Source organism: Allorhizobium pseudoryzae (assembly GCF_011046245.1).
Lineage (GTDB): Bacteria > Pseudomonadota > Alphaproteobacteria > Rhizobiales > Rhizobiaceae > Neorhizobium > Neorhizobium pseudoryzae.
On record NZ_CP049241.1, the window covers coordinates 1,131,761 to 1,148,977 of the forward strand.

A 17,217-nucleotide genomic window follows, 5' to 3' on the forward strand; every position below is an offset into this window, starting at 1 on the left:
CATCAGCTCCGGTAGTCACCATTGATGGCGACATATTCCTTCGTCAGGTCACATGTCCAGACGGTAGCCGTTCCGGAACCAAGACCGATATCGGCACGGATCAGAATATCTTCCTGCTGCATCACCGCCGTCGCGGCAGCTTCGGAATAGGAAGGATCGCGCTCGCCGTTGACGGCGACGCGCACATCGCCGAACCAGATCGCCAGACGATCGCGATCCGCCATCTCGCCCGACTTGCCGACCGCCATCACGACGCGGCCCCAGTTGGCATCCTCGCCGGCAACCGCCGTCTTCACCAGCGGCGAATTGGCAATCGAGAGCGCAATGCGCTTGGCCGCGACATCGCTCTCGGCGCCGGTCACGGTGACCTCCACCATCTTGCGAGCGCCTTCGCCGTCACGCACCACCTGCAGGGCAAGATCCTTCAGCAGGTCGTTCAGCGCCGCCCGGAAGGACGAGAGCCGCGCATCATCCGCCATCTCCACCGCCACCTGGCCATCGTCCTTCGCCTTGCCGGTCGCAAACAGGAGAAGCGTGTCGGAGGTCGAGGTGTCGCTGTCGACGGTCACCGAATTGAAGGTCGGGCCGACGCCGTCCGACAACAGCGCCTGCAGTGCCGCCGGTGCGATATCCGCGTCGGTCGCGACGAAGGAGAGCATGGTGGCCATGTCGGGCGCGATCATGCCGGCGCCCTTGGCAATGCCGTTGATCGTGACCGTCACGCCGCCGATCTCGGCGGTGCGGGTCGCAACCTTCGGATAGGTGTCGGTCGTCATGATTGCCTTGGCGGCTTCCAGCCAGAAATCGCCGATCGCCTCACCATGCATGTCGCCCAGGACACCGGCAAACTTGGTGGCATCGAGCGGCTCGCCGATCACGCCGGTGGAGGCGAGATAGACCTCGTTGGTGGCGCAGCCGACGGCCTCCGATGCGGAACGCGCCGTCAGTTCCGTCGCCGCCTTGCCCTTGACGCCGGTAAAGGCATTGGCATTGCCCGAATTGACGACCACGGCGCGCGCCTTGGCGGCCGGCAGGTTGGCCCGGCAGAAATCGACCGGCGCCGAGGGGCACTTGGAACGCGTGAAGACGCCGGCGACGGCCGCCGGTTCGTCGAACACCATCAGGAGAACGTCGGTGCGGTTCTTATACTTGATGCCGGCGGCAGCCGTTGCCATGCGCACTCCGCGCAGGGCCGGCATTTCGGGATAGGACTTCGGGGCGAGCGGAGAAACGGTTGCGGACATGAGCCTTGAGATCCAAACGTGAGATCCGGATATGGAAAGGCCCGCAAATGCGGGCCAGGTTTATCGTTCGACGAGCGAATTACTCGCCCTTGGTCAGTTCCTCATAGGCCTTGCGCGTGGCCTCGTCCATGATCTCGACCTTCTGGTCCTTCTTCGCATCGTCGATGATCTGGGTGTACTTCTCCTGCATGACGATCTGGCGAACCTGCGGCTCGACCTGGTCGAATGCCGGCGGCTGAGCATCACGCTTGTCTTCCACCTTGATCACGTGCCAGCCGAACTGCGACTGCACCGGGGTCTTCGTGTAGGCACCCTTTTCCAGCGCAAAGGCAGCCTGTTCGAATTCCGGAACCATGCGGCCCTTGGTGAAGTAGCCGAGATCGCCGCCATCGGACTTGCTGGTGTCTTCAGACTTTTCCTTGGCCAGTTCGATAAAGTCCTTGCCGGCATCGAGCTGCTTGATGATCTCCTTCGCCTCGTCCTCGGTCTTCACCAGGATGTGGCGGGCATGCACTTCCTCTTCCTTCGGCATGGCTGCGACTTCCTTGTCGTAGCGTGCCTTGACCTCTTCCGGCTTCAGCTTGTCGAACTGGTCCCGCAGGTAGGCATTGTGCAGTTCGCGCTCCTGCAGGTAGGCCATGCGCTTCTTGAAGTCGTCGGCATTCTGCAGGCCGGCGGCTTCAGCCTTCTTCGCCACCAGCTTGATGTCGATCAGCTGCGAAAGGGCTGCGACCTTGCGCTGGTCTTCCGGCAGCTGCTGATACTGCTGGCTGAGATTGGCGATCGCCGTGTCCAGATCCGACTGGTGGATTTCGACAGTGCCGATCTTGGCGATCACGGCATCGGTCTGAGCGAAGGCCGGCGCCTGGAAGGAAACCGCGACGGCCAGGGCGGCAGCTGCGATGAATGTGGGGCGAAACATTGAACTACCTTTCGGATTGAACACCGGTCTGATGGCAAGCATGACCGGCCGGAACACTCTCAGAAACACCGGATTATGGCCTTTCTGTATCTGCCGGAACCGTTGACATCATTCGACCCCCCTCTTATCTGTCACGCTACTTCGCGTCCAGAAGAGTTTCCGGGCAGAACCGGCATTTTGCCTGTGTAAATTGGCAGACAGATGTTGGGTGAACCGGTCACGTGATGACACATCAGTCTAGAAAGGACCATTCGTATGGTCAGCCTTGGTGGGATTGCCCGCAAGTTCTTCGGTTCAGCCAATGACCGCCGTGTACGCTCCTATCGTTCCCGCATCAGTGCCATTGCCGCGCTTGAGGAGAACATCAAGTCGCTGAGCGACGCGCAACTGGCAGCCAAGACCCAGGAATTCAAGCAGCAGCTTGCCGACGGCAAGTCGCTCGACGACATCCTTGCTCCCGCCTTTGCCGTGGTGCGCGAGGCCTCGCGCCGCGTTCTCGGCATGCGCCCCTTCGACGTGCAGTTGACCGGCGGCATGATCCTGCATGAAGGCGCAATCGCCGAAATGAAGACCGGCGAAGGCAAGACGCTGGTGGCAACGCTTCCGGTCTACCTGAACGCGCTGTCCGGCAAGGGCGTGCATGTCGTGACCGTCAACGACTATCTCGCCAGCCGCGACGCCGCCATCATGGGCAGGCTCTACGGCTTCCTCGGGCTCACGACCGGCGTCATCGTCCACGGCCTCGACGATGAGCAGCGCCGCGACGCCTATGCCTGCGACATCACCTACGCGACGAACAACGAACTCGGCTTCGATTACCTGCGCGACAACATGAAGTACGACCGCGGCCAGATGGTGCAGCGCGGCCACAATTTCGCGATCGTCGACGAAGTGGACTCGATCCTGGTCGATGAGGCGCGCACGCCGCTGATCATTTCCGGCCCGCTGGACGACCGCTCTGACCTCTACAACACGATCGACACCTTCATTCCGCTGCTCTCGCCGGAAGACTACGAAATCGACGAGAAGCAGCGCTCGGCCAACTTCTCCGAAGCCGGCACCGAGAAGCTCGAAAACCTCCTCCGCCAGGCGGGCCTGCTGAAGGGTGAGTCGCTTTATGACGTGGAGAACGTCGCGATCGTCCACCACATCAACAACGCGCTGAAGGCTCACAAGCTGTTCCAGCGCGACAAGGACTACATCGTCCGCAACAACGAGATCGTCATCATCGACGAGTTCACCGGCCGCATGATGCCGGGCCGCCGCTATTCGGAAGGCCAGCACCAGGCGCTGGAAGCCAAGGAAAAGGTGCAGATCCAGCCGGAAAACCAGACGCTGGCTTCAATCACCTTCCAGAACTATTTCCGCATGTACGAAAAGCTCGCCGGCATGACCGGTACGGCTTCGACGGAAGCGGAGGAATTCGCCAACATCTACAGGCTCGACGTGGTCGAAGTGCCGACCAACCTGCCGATCCAGCGTATCGACGAGGACGACGAGGTCTACCGGACGAACGAGGAAAAGTTCAAGGCGATCATCGAAGAGATCAAGACCGCCCACGCGCGCAACCAGCCGGTTCTCGTCGGCACCACCTCGATCGAAAAATCAGAACTGCTGGCCGCCATGCTGAAGCAGGCGGGCTTCGACAAGTTCCACGTCCTGAACGCCCGTTATCACGAGCAGGAAGCCTACATCGTCAGCCAGGCCGGCGTGCCGGGCGCCGTCACGATCGCGACGAACATGGCCGGCCGCGGCACGGACATCCAGCTCGGCGGCAATATCGACATGCGTCTTGAGCGCGAACTGGAAGGCATGGAGCCCGGTCCGGAGCGCGACGCCAAGGAAGCGGCCATCCGCGCCGAGGTCAAGCAGCTGAAGGAAAAGGCGCTCGCCGCCGGCGGTCTCTACGTGATTGCCACCGAACGCCACGAAAGCCGCCGCATCGATAACCAGCTGCGTGGCCGTTCCGGCCGCCAGGGCGACCCCGGCCGCTCCAAGTTCTACCTGTCGCTGCAGGACGACCTGATGCGCATCTTCGGCTCCGACCGTATGGACGGCATGCTGCAGAAGCTCGGCCTGAAGGAAGGCGAGGCGATCGTCCATCCCTGGATCAACAAGGCGCTGGAACGGGCCCAGAAGAAGGTCGAAGCCCGCAACTTCGACATCCGCAAGAACCTGCTGAAATACGACGACGTCACCAACGACCAGCGCAAGGTGATCTTCGAACAGCGCATCGAGCTGATGGATGCGACGGATCTGACCGAGACCGTCACCGACATGCGCCATGAGGTCGTCGATATCCTCGTGACGAAGCACATCCCTGAGCGCGCCTACGCCGAACAGTGGGATGCCGCGGGCCTGAAGGAAGCCTCTCAGCGCCTGCTGAACCTCGATCTGCCGATCGAGGAATGGGTGCAGGAGGAAGGTATTGCGGAGGACGATATCCGCGAGCGCCTGATGCAGGCGGCCGATGCCGCCGCCCAGGACCGCGCGGAGCGTTTCGGTGCGGAAATCATGACCTATGTCGAGCGCTCCGTGCTCTTGCAGACGCTGGATCACCTCTGGCGCGAGCACATCGTCAACCTCGACCACCTGCGCTCCGTCGTCGGTTTCCGCGGTTACGCCCAGCGTGATCCGCTGCAGGAATACAAGGCGGAAGCCTTCGAACTCTTCCAGGCGCTTTTGGCGAACCTGCGCGAGGCGGTCACTGCCCAGCTGATGCGGGTGGAACTGGTCCGCGATCAGCCGGCCCCGGAACCGCCGCCGGTCATGCAGGCCCACCACATCGACGCGACGACCGGCCAGGATGAGTTCGCCCAGGCCGCGATCCTGCCGGCCGTTGCACCGGAAGATCGCGACCCCGTGGACCAGTCCACCTGGGGCAAGGTCGGCCGCAACGAGCCCTGCCCCTGCGGGTCGGGCCGCAAATACAAGCATTGCCACGGCGCCTTCGAACAGGCCTGACGCGATTGCGAGAGATGCATGTTGAAGGGCTGCCCCTCGGGCGGCCCTTTTGCTTTTCGGCGAAGCGCGAGCGCATGCCAATGCAACCGCGGGCAATCGTTTCTTAACCCTGTCGGGCTCATAGTCGCCGGCGGAAAGTCCTGCGTCCCACGGGTAGTGCGTGCCTTACATGACAGTGATCGAAACAGCGGAGAAGCTCATCCCGCTCAGCCTCCGGACTCGGCTTCTGCCGATCGCCCGGAAGCTTGCCCCGATCCTGGCCGGCAGCGACGAAACCGCCCGTGCCCAGCGCATGGCGCTGATCGCCTTCGTCATCCGCGTCATCAGTGCCGCGATCGCCTTCGTCTCGCAGATCATCATGGCGCGCCTGATGGGCGAGTTCGAATACGGCATCTTCGCCTTTGTCTGGGTGCTGGTCGTCGTCTTCGGCAATCTCTCCTGCCTCGGTCTCCACACCGCCGTCATCCGGTTTCTGGCGCAGCATGCCACCCGCGGTGAAATCGAGCTGCTGCGCGGCTTGAACTGGACCGCGCGCGTGCTCGCCATGCTGGCCGCCACGGTGCTGGCCACGTCCGGTTTCGTCTTCCTGCAGGTCTTCGACCACATCATCCCGGACTACTGGATGATCCCGGTGATCCTTTCGCTGTTCACCCTGCCGATGATTGCGCTCGGCGACGTTCTGGACGGCACCGCGCGCGCCAATGGCTGGACGGTAACGGCGCTCAGCCCCACCTACATCATCCGCCCGCTCCTCATTCTCGCCTTCATGCTGATCGCCGTCTGGCTCGGCCAGCCACGCGCCGCCCGCACCGCCATGGAGGCAGCGCTTGCCGCAACCTATCTGACGACGATCTTCCAGTTCGTCCGCGTCACGATGCGGCTGAAGCGGCTGCACGGCCGGGGGAACCTCGCCTTCGATATCGGCCCGTGGATGCGCTTTGCCTTCCCGCTCTTCCTCGTCGATGGCATCGGTTTCCTGCTCACCAATTCGGATGTCGTGGTCGTCGGGCTTTATCTGCCGCCCGATCAGGTCGCGGTCTATTATGCGGCGGCAAAATCGATCGCGCTCGTCCAGTTCGTCTATTTTTCCGTCAAGGCCGCGGCAGCCCCCCGCTTCTCCGCCATCATGGCCGAGAACGACCAGACGGCACTCGCCGCCTTCGCCGTCCAGGCCGCCCGCTGGAGCTTCTGGCCGGCGCTCGCCGTTGGCCTTACGGTTCTTGCGCTTGGCGAATTCCTGCTTTCGCTCTTCGGACCGGCTTTCACGGAAGGCTATATCCTGATGGTCATCCTGTTTACGGGCATCCTGGCAAAATCCTCCGTCGGCCCCGGTGAAGTCCTCCTCAACATGGCCGGCCGGCAAACGCTGTGTGTCGCGCTCTACGCCTTCATCCTCGCCTGCAATATCGGCCTCAACATAACGCTCATTCCGCATTTCGGGTTGGCGGGTGCGGCATCCGCAACGGCGCTGGCCATGATCATCGAGGCGATCCTCCTCCACGTCACGGTGCGCCGCACGCTCGGCATCGTTCTCTTCGCCTTTGCCGGCAACCCCTCGACAGCTGGCGCAGAAAGGTCGGACCGGCATGGTTGAGATCCCGCCCGTCGCCCGTCCGCTGACCGAAGCGGCCCCTTCCTTGCCGACGGGCAGCGGTTTCCAGCGCCCCACCGTCGAGATCCCCGACGCGCCGGTGAAAGTGCCGGTCGGCCGCCCGGGTCGCTCGCTCTCCATTTATCCCGCCACGATGGGCTATGACCTGCAGGAGGAACTCGACTTCCTCTCCAACCGCGTGATGGAGCCGAATGTCTTCTTCAGCGGCCGTATGCTGGCGCCGGCCATGCCCCGCGTCGAGGACCGTCAGGTGAGGCTCGCGCTCATCCGCGACCAGAGCGACCGCACCAGCCGCATGCGCCTGCTGATGCCATTTTCCGTGGAGAAGCCCGGTTTTGCCGTCGGCGCCTCCATCCTGCGTGTCTGGGCGAACCCCTTCGGTCCGCTCGGCACGCCGCTCGTCGATGCGGAGGATGCCGCCGAAACGCTGGACAATCTGCTGGAAGCGCTGACCGACAAGCAGGCGCGCCTGCCCAGGGTGCTTGTGATGCCGGACCTGCGGCTGAACGGCCGTCTCACGCAGCTGATGCGGGCCGTCGCCGTCGCCAGGAACCTGCCGCTCACGGTCACAAGCCCCTATCAGCGCCCCACGCTGGAAAGTGATCTCGACGGAGAATCTTATCTGCGCCAGGCCGTTTCAGCGCACCATCTGCGGGAAATGCGCCGCCTGTGGCGCAATATCGAAAAAACCGGCACCCTGACTTACGAGGTGGCCCGTCAACCGGATGATATCCGCCGGCGAACGGAAGAATTCCTGGCGCTGGAAGCCAGGGGCTGGAAGGGCCGTAAGCGGTCTGCCCTAATCAGCGACCGCTACCGCGCTGCCTTCGCCCGCGAAGCCATCGGTAACCTGGCGGAAGCAGACGGTGTGCGTATCCACACGCTCGACTGGAACGGCCGCGCCATCGCCTCGCTCATCGTCTTCCTCATGGCCGGCGAAGCCTATACTTGGAAGACCGCCTATGATGAGGAATTTTCCCGCTTCTCGCCGGGCAAGCTCCTGATGATGAAGGTCACCGACTGGCATCTCGAGGATGCCAACATCCTGCGGACCGACAGTTGCGCAGTGCCGGACCATCCGATCATGAGCAGGCTCTGGACGGAGCGCGAAGAGATGGGCACGCTGGTCATCGGCCTGCACGAATCCTCTGACCGCGACGTTCGGCAGGTGGCAGCGCAGCTGCATCTCTACCGCAACACCCGCAACATGGCGCGCATCCTGCGCGAGAAGATCATGGGGCTGGCCGGCCGCGACGGATGAGGTCTGCGCCCGGCGTTTCTCTGAATTGCTAACATTAATACTTAATGATGCCCCCCGTTGAAGGCGCCGTTGGTTATGCTAGGAAATATCCGCCCGATTTTGGGTACGGGGATCCAACATGATCAGGACTGCATCCATTGTTGCGGGGGCCTTGATGGCACTGGCAGCAACGATTTCGACGTCGAAAGCCGAAGATCTCGTCTTTACGTTGAAGAACAACACGAACGGAACAATAGAACGTTTCTTCACCTCGCCGGTTGGGGTGAATAACTGGGAAGAAGACGTCTTCGGAGCCGACGTTATCGAGCCCGGCGAAAGCATGGAGATCACCATCGGCGATGGTCGATCCGTCTGCCAGTATGACATGCGCTTTGAGTTTACTGCGGATTCCAACATCGAAACGCTGGAAGATACGCAGGACCTGTGCGCCATGGGCTCCTACACCATCAGCCTGTCGAAGAACTGAGGCACGCCATGACCGTATTTCGCACACACATCATCAAGGCCGCCCTTGTTGCCGGAGGCCTTTTCGCAACCTGCACCAGCGCACTGGCTTTCGGTGCGATTGCCGTCAACGATTCGCAGGGCACAGCCGCCCATGAAGCAGGTTACGGCGTCGGTTGGGGCAGCACCAGGAAGGAAGCAGAACGCAACGCCATGCGCGAATGCCTGTCCGCCGGCAATGACGAATGCGAAGTGGCCGTCTGGTTCGAGACCTGCGGCGCCTATGCCGGCGACCGCGTAAAGTATGGCATCGGCTGGGGCGCCACCCTGCGCGAAGCCGAACGCAACGCGCTGGAAGATTGCCCGAACTGCAAGATCGTCGTCTCCGACTGCCAGTAAGGCACGCTTTTGCGCCCGCCGCTATCAACCCTGATGGCGGCGGAGATCTTCAGCGAGATATGTGTAAAATGAGAAATCGTGGTGCCCCGTGCCGGAATCGAACCAGCACTCCTCTCGGAACCTGATTTTGAGTCAGGCGCGTCTACCAATTCCGCCAACGGGGCATCGAAAGTGGTGGTTGCCCTCTAGCACAGGAAATTCTATTCGCGCAAGCACACAGGCATCCCGTTGACAATCTTCTTGCATCTCACAAAGATTTGCCCGTGACAGAGTGATGCGCCGGGCCTGTTTCACATTTACAGGCCTGGACGCGGCGATTAGAGCAGGAGCCACGAAGTCAAGCGTCCGGAGATCACCATGGCTGCCACAGACGAAACCCGCCGCACCTTGATGGCGCAGTCCGCCATTCTGGCGATCGGCATGGCGGCAACCGTCGGAACGGCGCTCGGTTTCCAGCATATCGGCGGTTATATCCCCTGCGCGCTCTGCCTTCTGCAGCGCGAGCCCTATTACTGGGGCATTCCAGTGGCGCTCGGCGCGCTGGCCACCGCGGCCTTCCGCCTGCCGCCCGCGGTCACCCGTGGCCTCATCGCTATCGTCGGCATCATGATGATCATCGGCGCAGGCATGGGCGTCTACCATTCGGGCGTCGAGTGGGGTTTCTGGGAAGGTCCGGCTACCTGCTCCACGACGGCAAACGGCATGACGACCAGCGCCGCTAACCTGTTGAGCGACATCAACACCATCAAGGGGCCGTCCTGCACGGAAGCAGCGCTTCGGGTGCTCGGTCTTTCCTTTGCCGGCTGGAATGTCATCGCGAGCGTGGTTCTCGCAGGTTTTGCCTTCCGCTCCGCTCTGGCGCGGCGCGGCTGATCCGCCCCAGCGACGCCGGGTTTACGGCTGCAGCTCGGTATCCCAGTAGAGATAGTCCATCCAGCTTTCGTGCAGATAGTTCGGGGGAAAGAGCCGGCCATTGTTGTGCAGGTCCTGCACGGTCGGCTGGTAGGGCGCCTGGTGGGGGTGCATGCCCGCCTGCTTGGGAAGTTTGCTGCCTTTTTTGAGATTGCAGGGGGAGCAGGCCGCCACCACGTTTTCCCAGGTCGTTTCCCCGCCATGGGCCCGGGGTATCACGTGATCGAAGGTCAGATCCTCGCGGGAACCGCAATATTGGCACTCGAATTTGTCGCGGAGGAAAACGTTGAAGCGGGTGAAGGCGGGGTTTCGAGTGGGCTGAACGTAGGTCTTGAGACTGACGACACTCGGTAATCGCATCGAGAAGGTGGGAGAGGATACCGAGTGATCATACTCTGCGATGATATTCACACGGTCAAGAAAGACTGCCTTGATCGCGTCCTGCCAGGACCACAGCGACAAGGGGTAATAACTCAGCGGCCGGTAGTCAGCGTTCAAGACGAGCGCCGGCAGGGCCTGCGGGGAGACTGCAATCGTCACGGACGCTCCTCACCGATTCGGCTTATGTCCTTTCTATATTAGGTCTGTTGTTACAGGAATGTGAAGCCGAATTTATGACGCAGCCGCTGTCGCAGGCGATCACGTCACCGGGAGCGCGTCGCCCCGCATTTCCCGGGCATAATAGGCCCAAAACAGACGCGCTGCGACCGAGCGCCACGGACGCCACAGGGCCGCCCGTTCCGCCGTAAGCGTCAGCGAAGGGCGCTCCTGCATGGCAAAGGCGTGGCCAAGGGCGGCCCTCAGCGCCACGTCACCCACCGGAAAGATGTCGCGCGCGCCAAGGCAGAACATCAGATAGACCTCCGCCGTCCAGGGACCGACGCCCTTCAGCGCCACGAGCCGTGCCATCGCCTCGTCGGTCGATACCTTGCCCAGCAGCGCGAGGTCGAGCTCGCCATCGACGATCGCCTGCGCCACGCTTGAGATCGTGACTGTCTTCGCCCGCGACAGGCCGAACCCCGCCACCACTTCCGGCGCATGGGCCAGAAAGCGCTCCGGCGTCACGGGACCCTGCGCCAGCATCCGCGACCAGATGGCATTCGCACTGGCTTTCGAGACCATCTGCGAGACGATGATATGCGCAAGCCCGGCAAATCCCGGTTCGGAAAGGCGCAGCGGCACCGGACCTGCAGCCTCGATCACGGGTCGTAACGCCGGATCCAGATCGATCAGCGCCGCAAGCCCTTCCGCAATATCGCGCTCATCCCGTATCACGGCCATCGAATTGCCTCCCGATTCGTGGCAGAAGAAATCATGGCCCACACCGCACGTCAAAACCCGGTCTTCCGTTTTGCCCCAAGCCCCAACGGCTTCCTGCATCTCGGGCATGCACTGTCCGCCCTCATCAATCAGCAGATGGCACGGGCGGCACACGGACGTCTTCTCCTGCGCATCGAGGATATCGACCAGACGCGCTGCCGTCCGGAATTCGAAGACGAGATCCTGTCCGATCTCGCCTGGATCGGCTTTGCCTGGGAAGAGCCGGTCCGCCGTCAGTCGGAGCATGTGGCGGAGTATCATGCGGCGTTGCGAAAGCTGGAAGACCAGGGATTGATCTACCCGGCCTTTTTGACCCGCGGCGAGGTGAAGGCCCGCGTGCATGCGGCGGAGGCGGCCGGACGGACCTGGCCGCGCGATCCGGATGGCGCGCCGCTTTATCCGCCGGATGATCGGGAGCGAAGCCCGGCGGAACGGCAGAGGCTGCTGCAGAGCGGGCTTCGCCACGCTCTCAGGCTCGACATGACGAAAGCCTTGGCGCTGGTCGGACACCCCCTCACCTGGACGGAAACCGGCGACGGAGATAAAGGCGATATTGCCGTCGATGCGGCCGCCTGGGGCGACGTGATCCTGTCCCGCTCGGACGCGCCCTCCAGCTATCATCTGTCGGTGGTGGTTGATGATGCGGCGCAGGGTGTGACCCATGTCGTGCGCGGGCTCGACCTTTTCCACGCCACCTCCGTGCACCGCCTGCTGCAGCAGCTTCTGGATCTGCCGCAGCCGCTTTACCACCATCACCGGCTGATCATGGGTCCGGACGGGCGCAAGCTCTCGAAGAGCCACGGATCGACCGGGCTTGCGGCGCTGCGCGCCTCCGGCCATTCACCGGCGGATATTCGCGATCTGCTGGGCCTCTGACGGCACCTCATCCAGCGCCGGAACGGGAGTGGTGGCAGACCGCCGGGCATGCTTGAGGGTCGAATAGACGCGGTATTTCATCAGCGCCGCGTTCACCTCCGCCCCCAGCATGAAGATCACCCCGACCATGTAGAGGAAGACCAGCACGATCATCACCGAGGCGAGGCCGGCATAGGTGGCGGCGTAATTGGCAAAGGTGGACAAGTAGGAGGCAAAGGCAAAGCCGAAGGCGCTCCAGCAGATCAGCGTGAGGACAATCCCCGGCAGGATGTCGATCAGCCTGCGGTTTCCGGCCGGCAGCCACTTGTGGCAGACGATGAGGCCGAGGAAGAGCACGATCGCCGTGCCGAGCAGTCCGAAGCTTGAAATATGCGTCAGTTCGTCCTGCAGCCAGGGCAGACGCGCCCCCGCATAGCGAATGGCAATCGGGATCGCCACCAGCACGATGCTGATCGCCGCAAAGATCACCACCGCCACGATCACGTAACCGAGGCTCGCCAGGCGCGTCACGTACCAGGCCCTGTCCTCCGCCACCCGGTAGGCCCGGTTCAGCGAAATGCGAAGCGCCTCCACCCCGTTGGAGGCGAAATAGGCCGCGGCAAGCACCGAGATCGTCAGGAGCCCGCCACGCGGAATTTCCAGCACCCGGCGGATCTCCGCCGCCAGCGGTTCGGCGATATCCGAAGGCCACGTGTCGAAGAGAAGATGCACCGCCGTATCGGAAAAGCTGTTGGCGCCGAGAAATCCGGCAAGCGCGGTACCAAAGATCAGGAACGGAAACAGCGCCAGCAGGCCGGACAGCGCCACATGGCTTGCCAGCGCCCAGCCATCGTCATCGTTGAAATGACAATAGGCGTCATAAAAGACTTTGAAGCAAAGCCGGAAAGGCCGGATCGTCTGTCCTTGCTCGCTCAAGGGGAACTCCGTTGTCACTGAAGCCCAAATATGGGAAATGCAGAGGCAATGTACAGGGAGGGGCCATGTCCGATCCGCGCACGATCATCATCACGGGCTGTTCATCCGGGATCGGAGCCTATTGCGCCCGCGCCCTCAACAAGGACGGTTGGCGTGTTTTCGCCACCGTGCGCAAGCCGGAGGATGTCGCCGCCCTCGAAGCGGACGGCATCGAAACCCTGGTGATGGATTACACCAAGCAGGAGACGATCGACGCCCTGGTTGCGGAGGTTAGCCAGCGTACCGGCGGTCGGATCGATGCCCTGTTCAACAACGGCGCCTATGGCCAGCCGGGTGCGGTCGAAGATCTGCCGACCGACGTGCTGCGCCTGCAGTTCGAGACCAATGTCTTCGGCTGGCACGAACTGACGCGGCAGGTCATTCCCTTCATGCGGGCACGGGGTAAGGGCCGTATCGTCCAGTGTTCGTCCATCCTCGGCCTCGTGCCCTACCGTTATCGCGGCGCCTACAACGCCTCCAAACACGCAATCGAGGGCCTCGGCGTCACGCTCCGGATGGAACTCGACGGCAGCGGCATCTTTGTGAGCCTGATCGAGCCGGGCCCGATCACGACGCGATTCACCGCCAATGCGCTGGCGGCCATCGAAGCCCATATCGATGTCGAGAACTCGGCCCATGCGCGCGAATACAAGCGGCAGTTGGCGCGACTGGATGGGTCCGGGCCGATCAACAAACACAAGCTCGGGCCGGAGGCCGTGCATGAGGTTCTGTTGCATGCCTTGAATGCCCCGCGCCCTCGGCCACATTACCTCGTGACGAAACCCGCCAAGCAGGGTGTGTTGCTGAAGCGGCTACTGCCGGCAGATCTGTTCTACAGGCTCCTGCGTAAGACGGACTGAAACCCCAGAAAAGGCATCTCCATGTCCAGCTTTACCACCATCCTGGCCCTCATCGTGATGGGTCTCGTGGTTCTCGTCCTGATCCGCGGCCTGTTCAACATGCTGCAGGGTAAGGATGCCAACAAATCCAACAAGCTGATGCAGTTGCGCGTCATGCTGCAGGCGATCGCCATCGTCTTGATCATGCTGACGCTCTGGCTGACCGGCGGAGGGCGCTGATCGTGGTGAAACTCAACAAGATCTATACCCGCACCGGCGACGACGGGACGACGGGCCTCGTCACCGGCCCCCGCCGCCTGAAGCACGACCTGCGGGTGGATGCCTATGGCACGGTGGACGAGACCAATTCGGTGATCGGCGTTGTCCGCCTGCACACCGGTGCCATGGCGGAACTCGACGGCATGCTGTTTCGCATCCAGAACGACCTGTTCGACCTCGGCGCCGATCTGGCCACGCCGGAGACCGGCGAAAAGGTGGAATGGGAACCGCTGCGCATCGTCCAGTCGCAGGTGGATCGGCTGGAAAGCGAGATCGACACGCTGAATGCCCATCTCGATCCCCTCACCTCCTTTGTGCTGCCCGGGGGCTCGCCGGCAGCCGCACAGCTGCATGTGGCGCGCACCATCTCACGCCGGGCGGAACGGCTGATGGTCGAACTCTCGAAACTGGAGGGCGAGATCGTCGGTGGCCCTGCCCTCAAATACATCAACCGGCTCTCGGATTTCCTGTTTGTCGCGGCCCGCTATGCCAATGGCGGCGGCAAGGCAGACATTCTCTGGGTTCCGGGCAAGAACAGATAGAAGCGATCATGGCGCAAAGAGCGGAGTAGAAGGTCACCGATGTTCATTCCGCTCTACGACGTCAATCACCTGAAGCACATTCGCGCTCAGTACGTGACGATCGGTCTGATCGTCGCCAATTTTCTCGTCTGGGCCTTCGGTACCGTCGCCCCGGCGGGCGTGGCTGATCTCGCGGCGCTGACGCTCGGCTTCATTCCGGCGGTCGCCTTCGAGCACGCGGTTCTGCCGCCGGCCCTCGACATCCTGCCGGGCGAGTTGAGCTTCGTCACCTACGCCTTTGTGCATTTCGATTTTTGGCATCTGGCCTCGAACATGGTCTTCCTCTGGGTCTTCGGCGACAATGTCGAGGATGCACTGGGGCACATTCGGTTCCTGCTGTTCTATCTCGCCTGCGCTGCAGCCGGTGCCCTGTTTCATGGATTGATCAACCCGCTTTCTGAAGCGCCGCTCATCGGCGCCTCCGGAGCCGTGTCCGGCATCGTCGTCGCCTATCTCATCCTCCACCCGCGCGTGCGGCTGTGGACGCTGGTCTTCTTCCGCATTCCGCTGCCGCTGCCGGCCTTCATTCCGCTGCTGCTCTGGGTGGGTCAGCAATTCATCATGCTGGGGCTGGATCTGGAGGGAATGGTGTCCTGGGGCGCCCATGTTGGCGGCATCCTGGCGGGGACTGTTCTCGTGGTGGCGATGCGGCGGCCGGGCGTTCCGCTCTTTGATCGCCGGGTCGTTGTGCCGCGCGCGGTTGAACTGAAAGACCCCTCCTGATCCCCCCTCGGGAATGGGGGGATGACCAAATTGCACGACAGGAAAAGCCGAAAAGCCTTTGTGTTCGGTGCAAAAATGCGTATCCATGTCGCCCATTGACAATCGGCCGCTTGGGAGAGGCCGCATTTTCCCCACTGGTTTTATCTGAGGAAGGAAGTCATGAAGATCCTGGTGCCTGTGAAGCGGGTTGTGGACTACAACGTGAAGATCCGCGTGAAGGCGGACGGAACCGGCGTCGAGCTGGCCAACGTGAAGATGTCGATGAACCCGTTCGACGAAATCTCCGTGGAGGAGGCTCTGCGGCTGAAGGAAGCCGGCAAGGCGGAGGAGATCGTCGTGGTTTCCATCGGCCCGGCCAAGGCGGAAGAAACCATCCGCACGGCACTCGCCATGGGCGCAGACCGCGGCATCCTGATCGAAACAGATGAAGCGGTCGAGCCGCTCGCCGTTGCCAAGCTGCTGAAGGGTGTGGTCGAGGCGGAAAACCCCGGCCTCGTGATCCTCGGCAAGCAGGCGATCGACGACGACTCGAACCAGACCGGCCAGATGCTCGCAGCCCTCCTGAAATGGGGCCAGGCCACGTTTGCCTCGAAGGTCGAACTCTCCGCCGATAGCGCCAAGGTCACCCGCGAAGTCGATGGCGGCCTGCAGACGATCGACGTCAAGCTGCCGGCCATCGTCACGACGGACCTGCGCCTGAACGAGCCGCGTTATGCTTCTCTGCCCAATATCATGAAGGCAAAGAAGAAGCCGCTCGACAAGAAGGCTCCGGCCGATTTCGGCGTCGATCTCGCGCCGCGCCTCAAGGTCCTGAAAACGGAAGAGCCCGGCGGCCGCAAGGCGGGCATCAAGGTCAAGAGCGTCGCCGAACTGGTCGAAAAGCTCAAGGTCGAAGCAGGCGTCCTCTAAGGATACGACAGGGAGAACACGAACAATGGCTATTCTTCTTCTCGCAGAACACGACGGCGCAAGCGTCTCGGATCAGACCGCCAAGGCCCTGACGGCCGCTGCCACGATCGGCGGCGACGTGCATGTGCTGGTGGCTGGCGCCGGCGCTCAGGCTGCAGCCGATGCCGCGGCAAAGCTCTCCGGCGTCTCTAAGGTGCTGCTCGCCGACGACGCGGGCTACGCCAACAGCCTGGCCGAGCCGCTTGCCGATCTCATCGTCTCGCTCTCCGGCGCCTATGACGTGATCATGGCTGCCGCCACCGCGTCCGCCAAGAACGTCATGCCGCGCGTCGCAGCCCTTCTCGACGTCATGCAGGTCTCGGAAATCATCGAAGTGGTCTCCGCCGACACCTTCAAGCGTCCGATCTACGCCGGCAACGCCATCCAGACCGTGCAGTCGACCGACGCCAAGAAGGTCATCACCGTGCGTTCGGCGGCTTTCGCCGCCGCAGGCGATGGCGGTTCGGCAGCTGTCGAGACCATCTCGGCCACCGCAAATCCTGGCCTCTCCACCTTCGTCGAAGATGCGCTCTCCTCCTCGGACCGTCCGGAACTCACCTCGGCGAAGATCATCGTCTCGGGTGGCCGCGCGCTGGGTTCGTCGGAGAAGTTCCAGGAGGTCATCCTGCCGCTCGCCGACAAGCTGGGGGCAGCCGTCGGTGCCTCGCGTGCCGCTGTCGATGCGGGCTATGCGCCGAACGACTGGCAGGTCGGCCAGACCGGCAAGGTGGTCGCCCCCGATCTTTATATCGCCTGCGGCATTTCGGGTGCCATCCAGCACCTCGCCGGCATGAAGGATTCCAAGGTGATCGTCGCCATCAACAAGGACGAGGAAGCCCCGATCTTCCAGGTCGCGGATTATGGTCTGGTCGGTGATCTGTTCCAGATCCTGCCGGAACTTGAAAAGGCGCTCTGAGCCCTTCCGCAAAGCCCGTCATC

At 62.5% G+C, this 17,217-nt stretch carries 18 protein-coding genes and 1 tRNA gene; 13 read left to right on the plus strand and 6 right to left on the minus strand.

Annotation, left to right across the window (positions count from 1 at the left end):
* Positions 1-2: 2 nt before the first annotated feature.
* Together argJ and G6N78_RS05605 are read right to left on the minus strand one after the other, a co-directional pair.
* The gene (argJ, locus tag G6N78_RS05600; RefSeq protein WP_165216386.1) at positions 3-1,244 is read right to left on the minus strand and encodes a bifunctional glutamate N-acetyltransferase/amino-acid acetyltransferase ArgJ; all 1,242 of its coding nucleotides are present in this window, start codon (positions 1,242-1,244) and stop codon (positions 3-5) included.
* A 79-nt stretch (positions 1,245-1,323) separates the two neighbouring features.
* Positions 1,324-2,166, minus strand: coding sequence for a peptidylprolyl isomerase (locus G6N78_RS05605; protein ID WP_165216388.1), 843 nt, complete (start codon positions 2,164-2,166; stop codon positions 1,324-1,326).
* Positions 2,167-2,421: 255 nt separating this feature from the next.
* Here G6N78_RS05605 and secA point away from each other — a divergent pair, with 255 nt between their 5' ends.
* From secA to G6N78_RS05630, 5 genes are all read left to right on the plus strand, one after another.
* Positions 2,422-5,130, plus strand: coding sequence for a preprotein translocase subunit SecA (gene secA / locus G6N78_RS05610; protein WP_165216399.1), 2,709 nt, complete (start codon positions 2,422-2,424; stop codon positions 5,128-5,130).
* Positions 5,131-5,299: 169 nt separating this feature from the next.
* A complete protein-coding gene (locus tag G6N78_RS05615; RefSeq protein ID WP_165216401.1) occupies positions 5,300-6,724 on the plus strand; it encodes a lipopolysaccharide biosynthesis protein in 1,425 nt (474 codons plus the stop codon).
* Entirely contained in the window at positions 6,717-8,003 is a 1,287-nt protein-coding gene (locus G6N78_RS05620) for a GNAT family N-acetyltransferase (protein ID WP_165216403.1), read from the plus strand. Before G6N78_RS05615 ends, G6N78_RS05620 begins: the two co-directional genes overlap by 8 nt.
* Positions 8,004-8,157: 154 nt before the next feature.
* Positions 8,158-8,469, plus strand: coding sequence for a hypothetical protein (locus G6N78_RS05625; protein WP_234905888.1), 312 nt, complete (start codon positions 8,158-8,160; stop codon positions 8,467-8,469).
* A gap of 8 nt (positions 8,470-8,477) precedes the next feature.
* Positions 8,478-8,846: a DUF4189 domain-containing protein gene (locus G6N78_RS05630; protein WP_165216406.1), complete on the plus strand. Its 369-nt coding sequence runs from the start codon at positions 8,478-8,480 to the stop codon at positions 8,844-8,846.
* A gap of 79 nt (positions 8,847-8,925) precedes the next feature.
* Here G6N78_RS05630 and G6N78_RS05635 read toward each other — a convergent pair.
* Positions 8,926-9,010 (minus strand) — tRNA-Leu (locus tag G6N78_RS05635).
* 193 nt (positions 9,011-9,203) lie between these two features.
* On the opposite strand from G6N78_RS05635, the gene G6N78_RS05640 reads away from it, so the two are divergent.
* Positions 9,204-9,719, plus strand: coding sequence for a disulfide bond formation protein B (locus G6N78_RS05640; RefSeq protein WP_165216408.1), 516 nt, complete (start codon positions 9,204-9,206; stop codon positions 9,717-9,719).
* Between the two features lie 21 nt (positions 9,720-9,740).
* On the opposite strand, the gene G6N78_RS05645 is transcribed toward G6N78_RS05640, so the two are convergent.
* Together G6N78_RS05645 and G6N78_RS05650 are read right to left on the minus strand one after the other, a co-directional pair.
* Positions 9,741-10,298 (minus strand): HNH endonuclease, encoded by a 558-nt coding sequence (locus G6N78_RS05645; RefSeq protein WP_165216410.1) that lies wholly within the window; start codon positions 10,296-10,298, stop codon positions 9,741-9,743.
* Between the two features lie 99 nt (positions 10,299-10,397).
* Positions 10,398-11,039 (minus strand): DNA-3-methyladenine glycosylase family protein, encoded by a 642-nt coding sequence (locus G6N78_RS05650; protein ID WP_165216411.1) that lies wholly within the window; start codon positions 11,037-11,039, stop codon positions 10,398-10,400.
* 33 nt (positions 11,040-11,072) lie between these two features.
* Between G6N78_RS05650 and gluQRS the strand changes: the two genes are divergently transcribed.
* The gene (gene gluQRS, locus G6N78_RS05655; RefSeq protein WP_165216413.1) at positions 11,073-11,954 is read left to right on the plus strand and encodes a tRNA glutamyl-Q(34) synthetase GluQRS; all 882 of its coding nucleotides are present in this window, start codon (positions 11,073-11,075) and stop codon (positions 11,952-11,954) included.
* Here gluQRS and G6N78_RS05660 read toward each other — a convergent pair.
* Positions 11,919-12,869: a YihY/virulence factor BrkB family protein gene (locus tag G6N78_RS05660; RefSeq protein ID WP_165216415.1), complete on the minus strand. Its 951-nt coding sequence runs from the start codon at positions 12,867-12,869 to the stop codon at positions 11,919-11,921. The two genes, gluQRS and G6N78_RS05660, sit on opposite strands and share 36 nt — an antisense overlap.
* Before the next feature lie 65 nt (positions 12,870-12,934).
* Here G6N78_RS05660 and G6N78_RS05665 point away from each other — a divergent pair, with 65 nt between their 5' ends.
* The 6 genes from G6N78_RS05665 to G6N78_RS05690 all read left to right on the plus strand — a co-directional run bounded on the left by G6N78_RS05665 (position 12,935) and on the right by G6N78_RS05690 (position 17,194).
* Positions 12,935-13,768, plus strand: a complete 834-nt coding sequence (locus G6N78_RS05665; RefSeq protein WP_165216417.1) for an SDR family oxidoreductase — start codon at positions 12,935-12,937, stop codon at positions 13,766-13,768.
* A 21-nt stretch (positions 13,769-13,789) separates the two neighbouring features.
* On the plus strand, positions 13,790-13,987 hold the full coding sequence (locus G6N78_RS05670; protein WP_165216418.1) for a twin transmembrane helix small protein: 198 nt from the start codon (positions 13,790-13,792) through the stop codon (positions 13,985-13,987).
* Between the two features lie 2 nt (positions 13,988-13,989).
* Positions 13,990-14,568 (plus strand): cob(I)yrinic acid a,c-diamide adenosyltransferase, encoded by a 579-nt coding sequence (locus G6N78_RS05675; protein WP_165216420.1) that lies wholly within the window; start codon positions 13,990-13,992, stop codon positions 14,566-14,568.
* Between the two features lie 39 nt (positions 14,569-14,607).
* Entirely contained in the window at positions 14,608-15,330 is a 723-nt protein-coding gene (locus G6N78_RS05680; protein WP_165216421.1) for a rhomboid family intramembrane serine protease, read from the plus strand.
* A gap of 159 nt (positions 15,331-15,489) precedes the next feature.
* Positions 15,490-16,239: an electron transfer flavoprotein subunit beta/FixA family protein gene (locus G6N78_RS05685; protein ID WP_165216423.1), complete on the plus strand. Its 750-nt coding sequence runs from the start codon at positions 15,490-15,492 to the stop codon at positions 16,237-16,239.
* Positions 16,240-16,264: 25 nt separating this feature from the next.
* A complete protein-coding gene (locus G6N78_RS05690; RefSeq protein ID WP_165216425.1) occupies positions 16,265-17,194 on the plus strand; it encodes an electron transfer flavoprotein subunit alpha/FixB family protein in 930 nt (309 codons plus the stop codon).
* Positions 17,195-17,217: the final 23 nt, after the last annotated feature.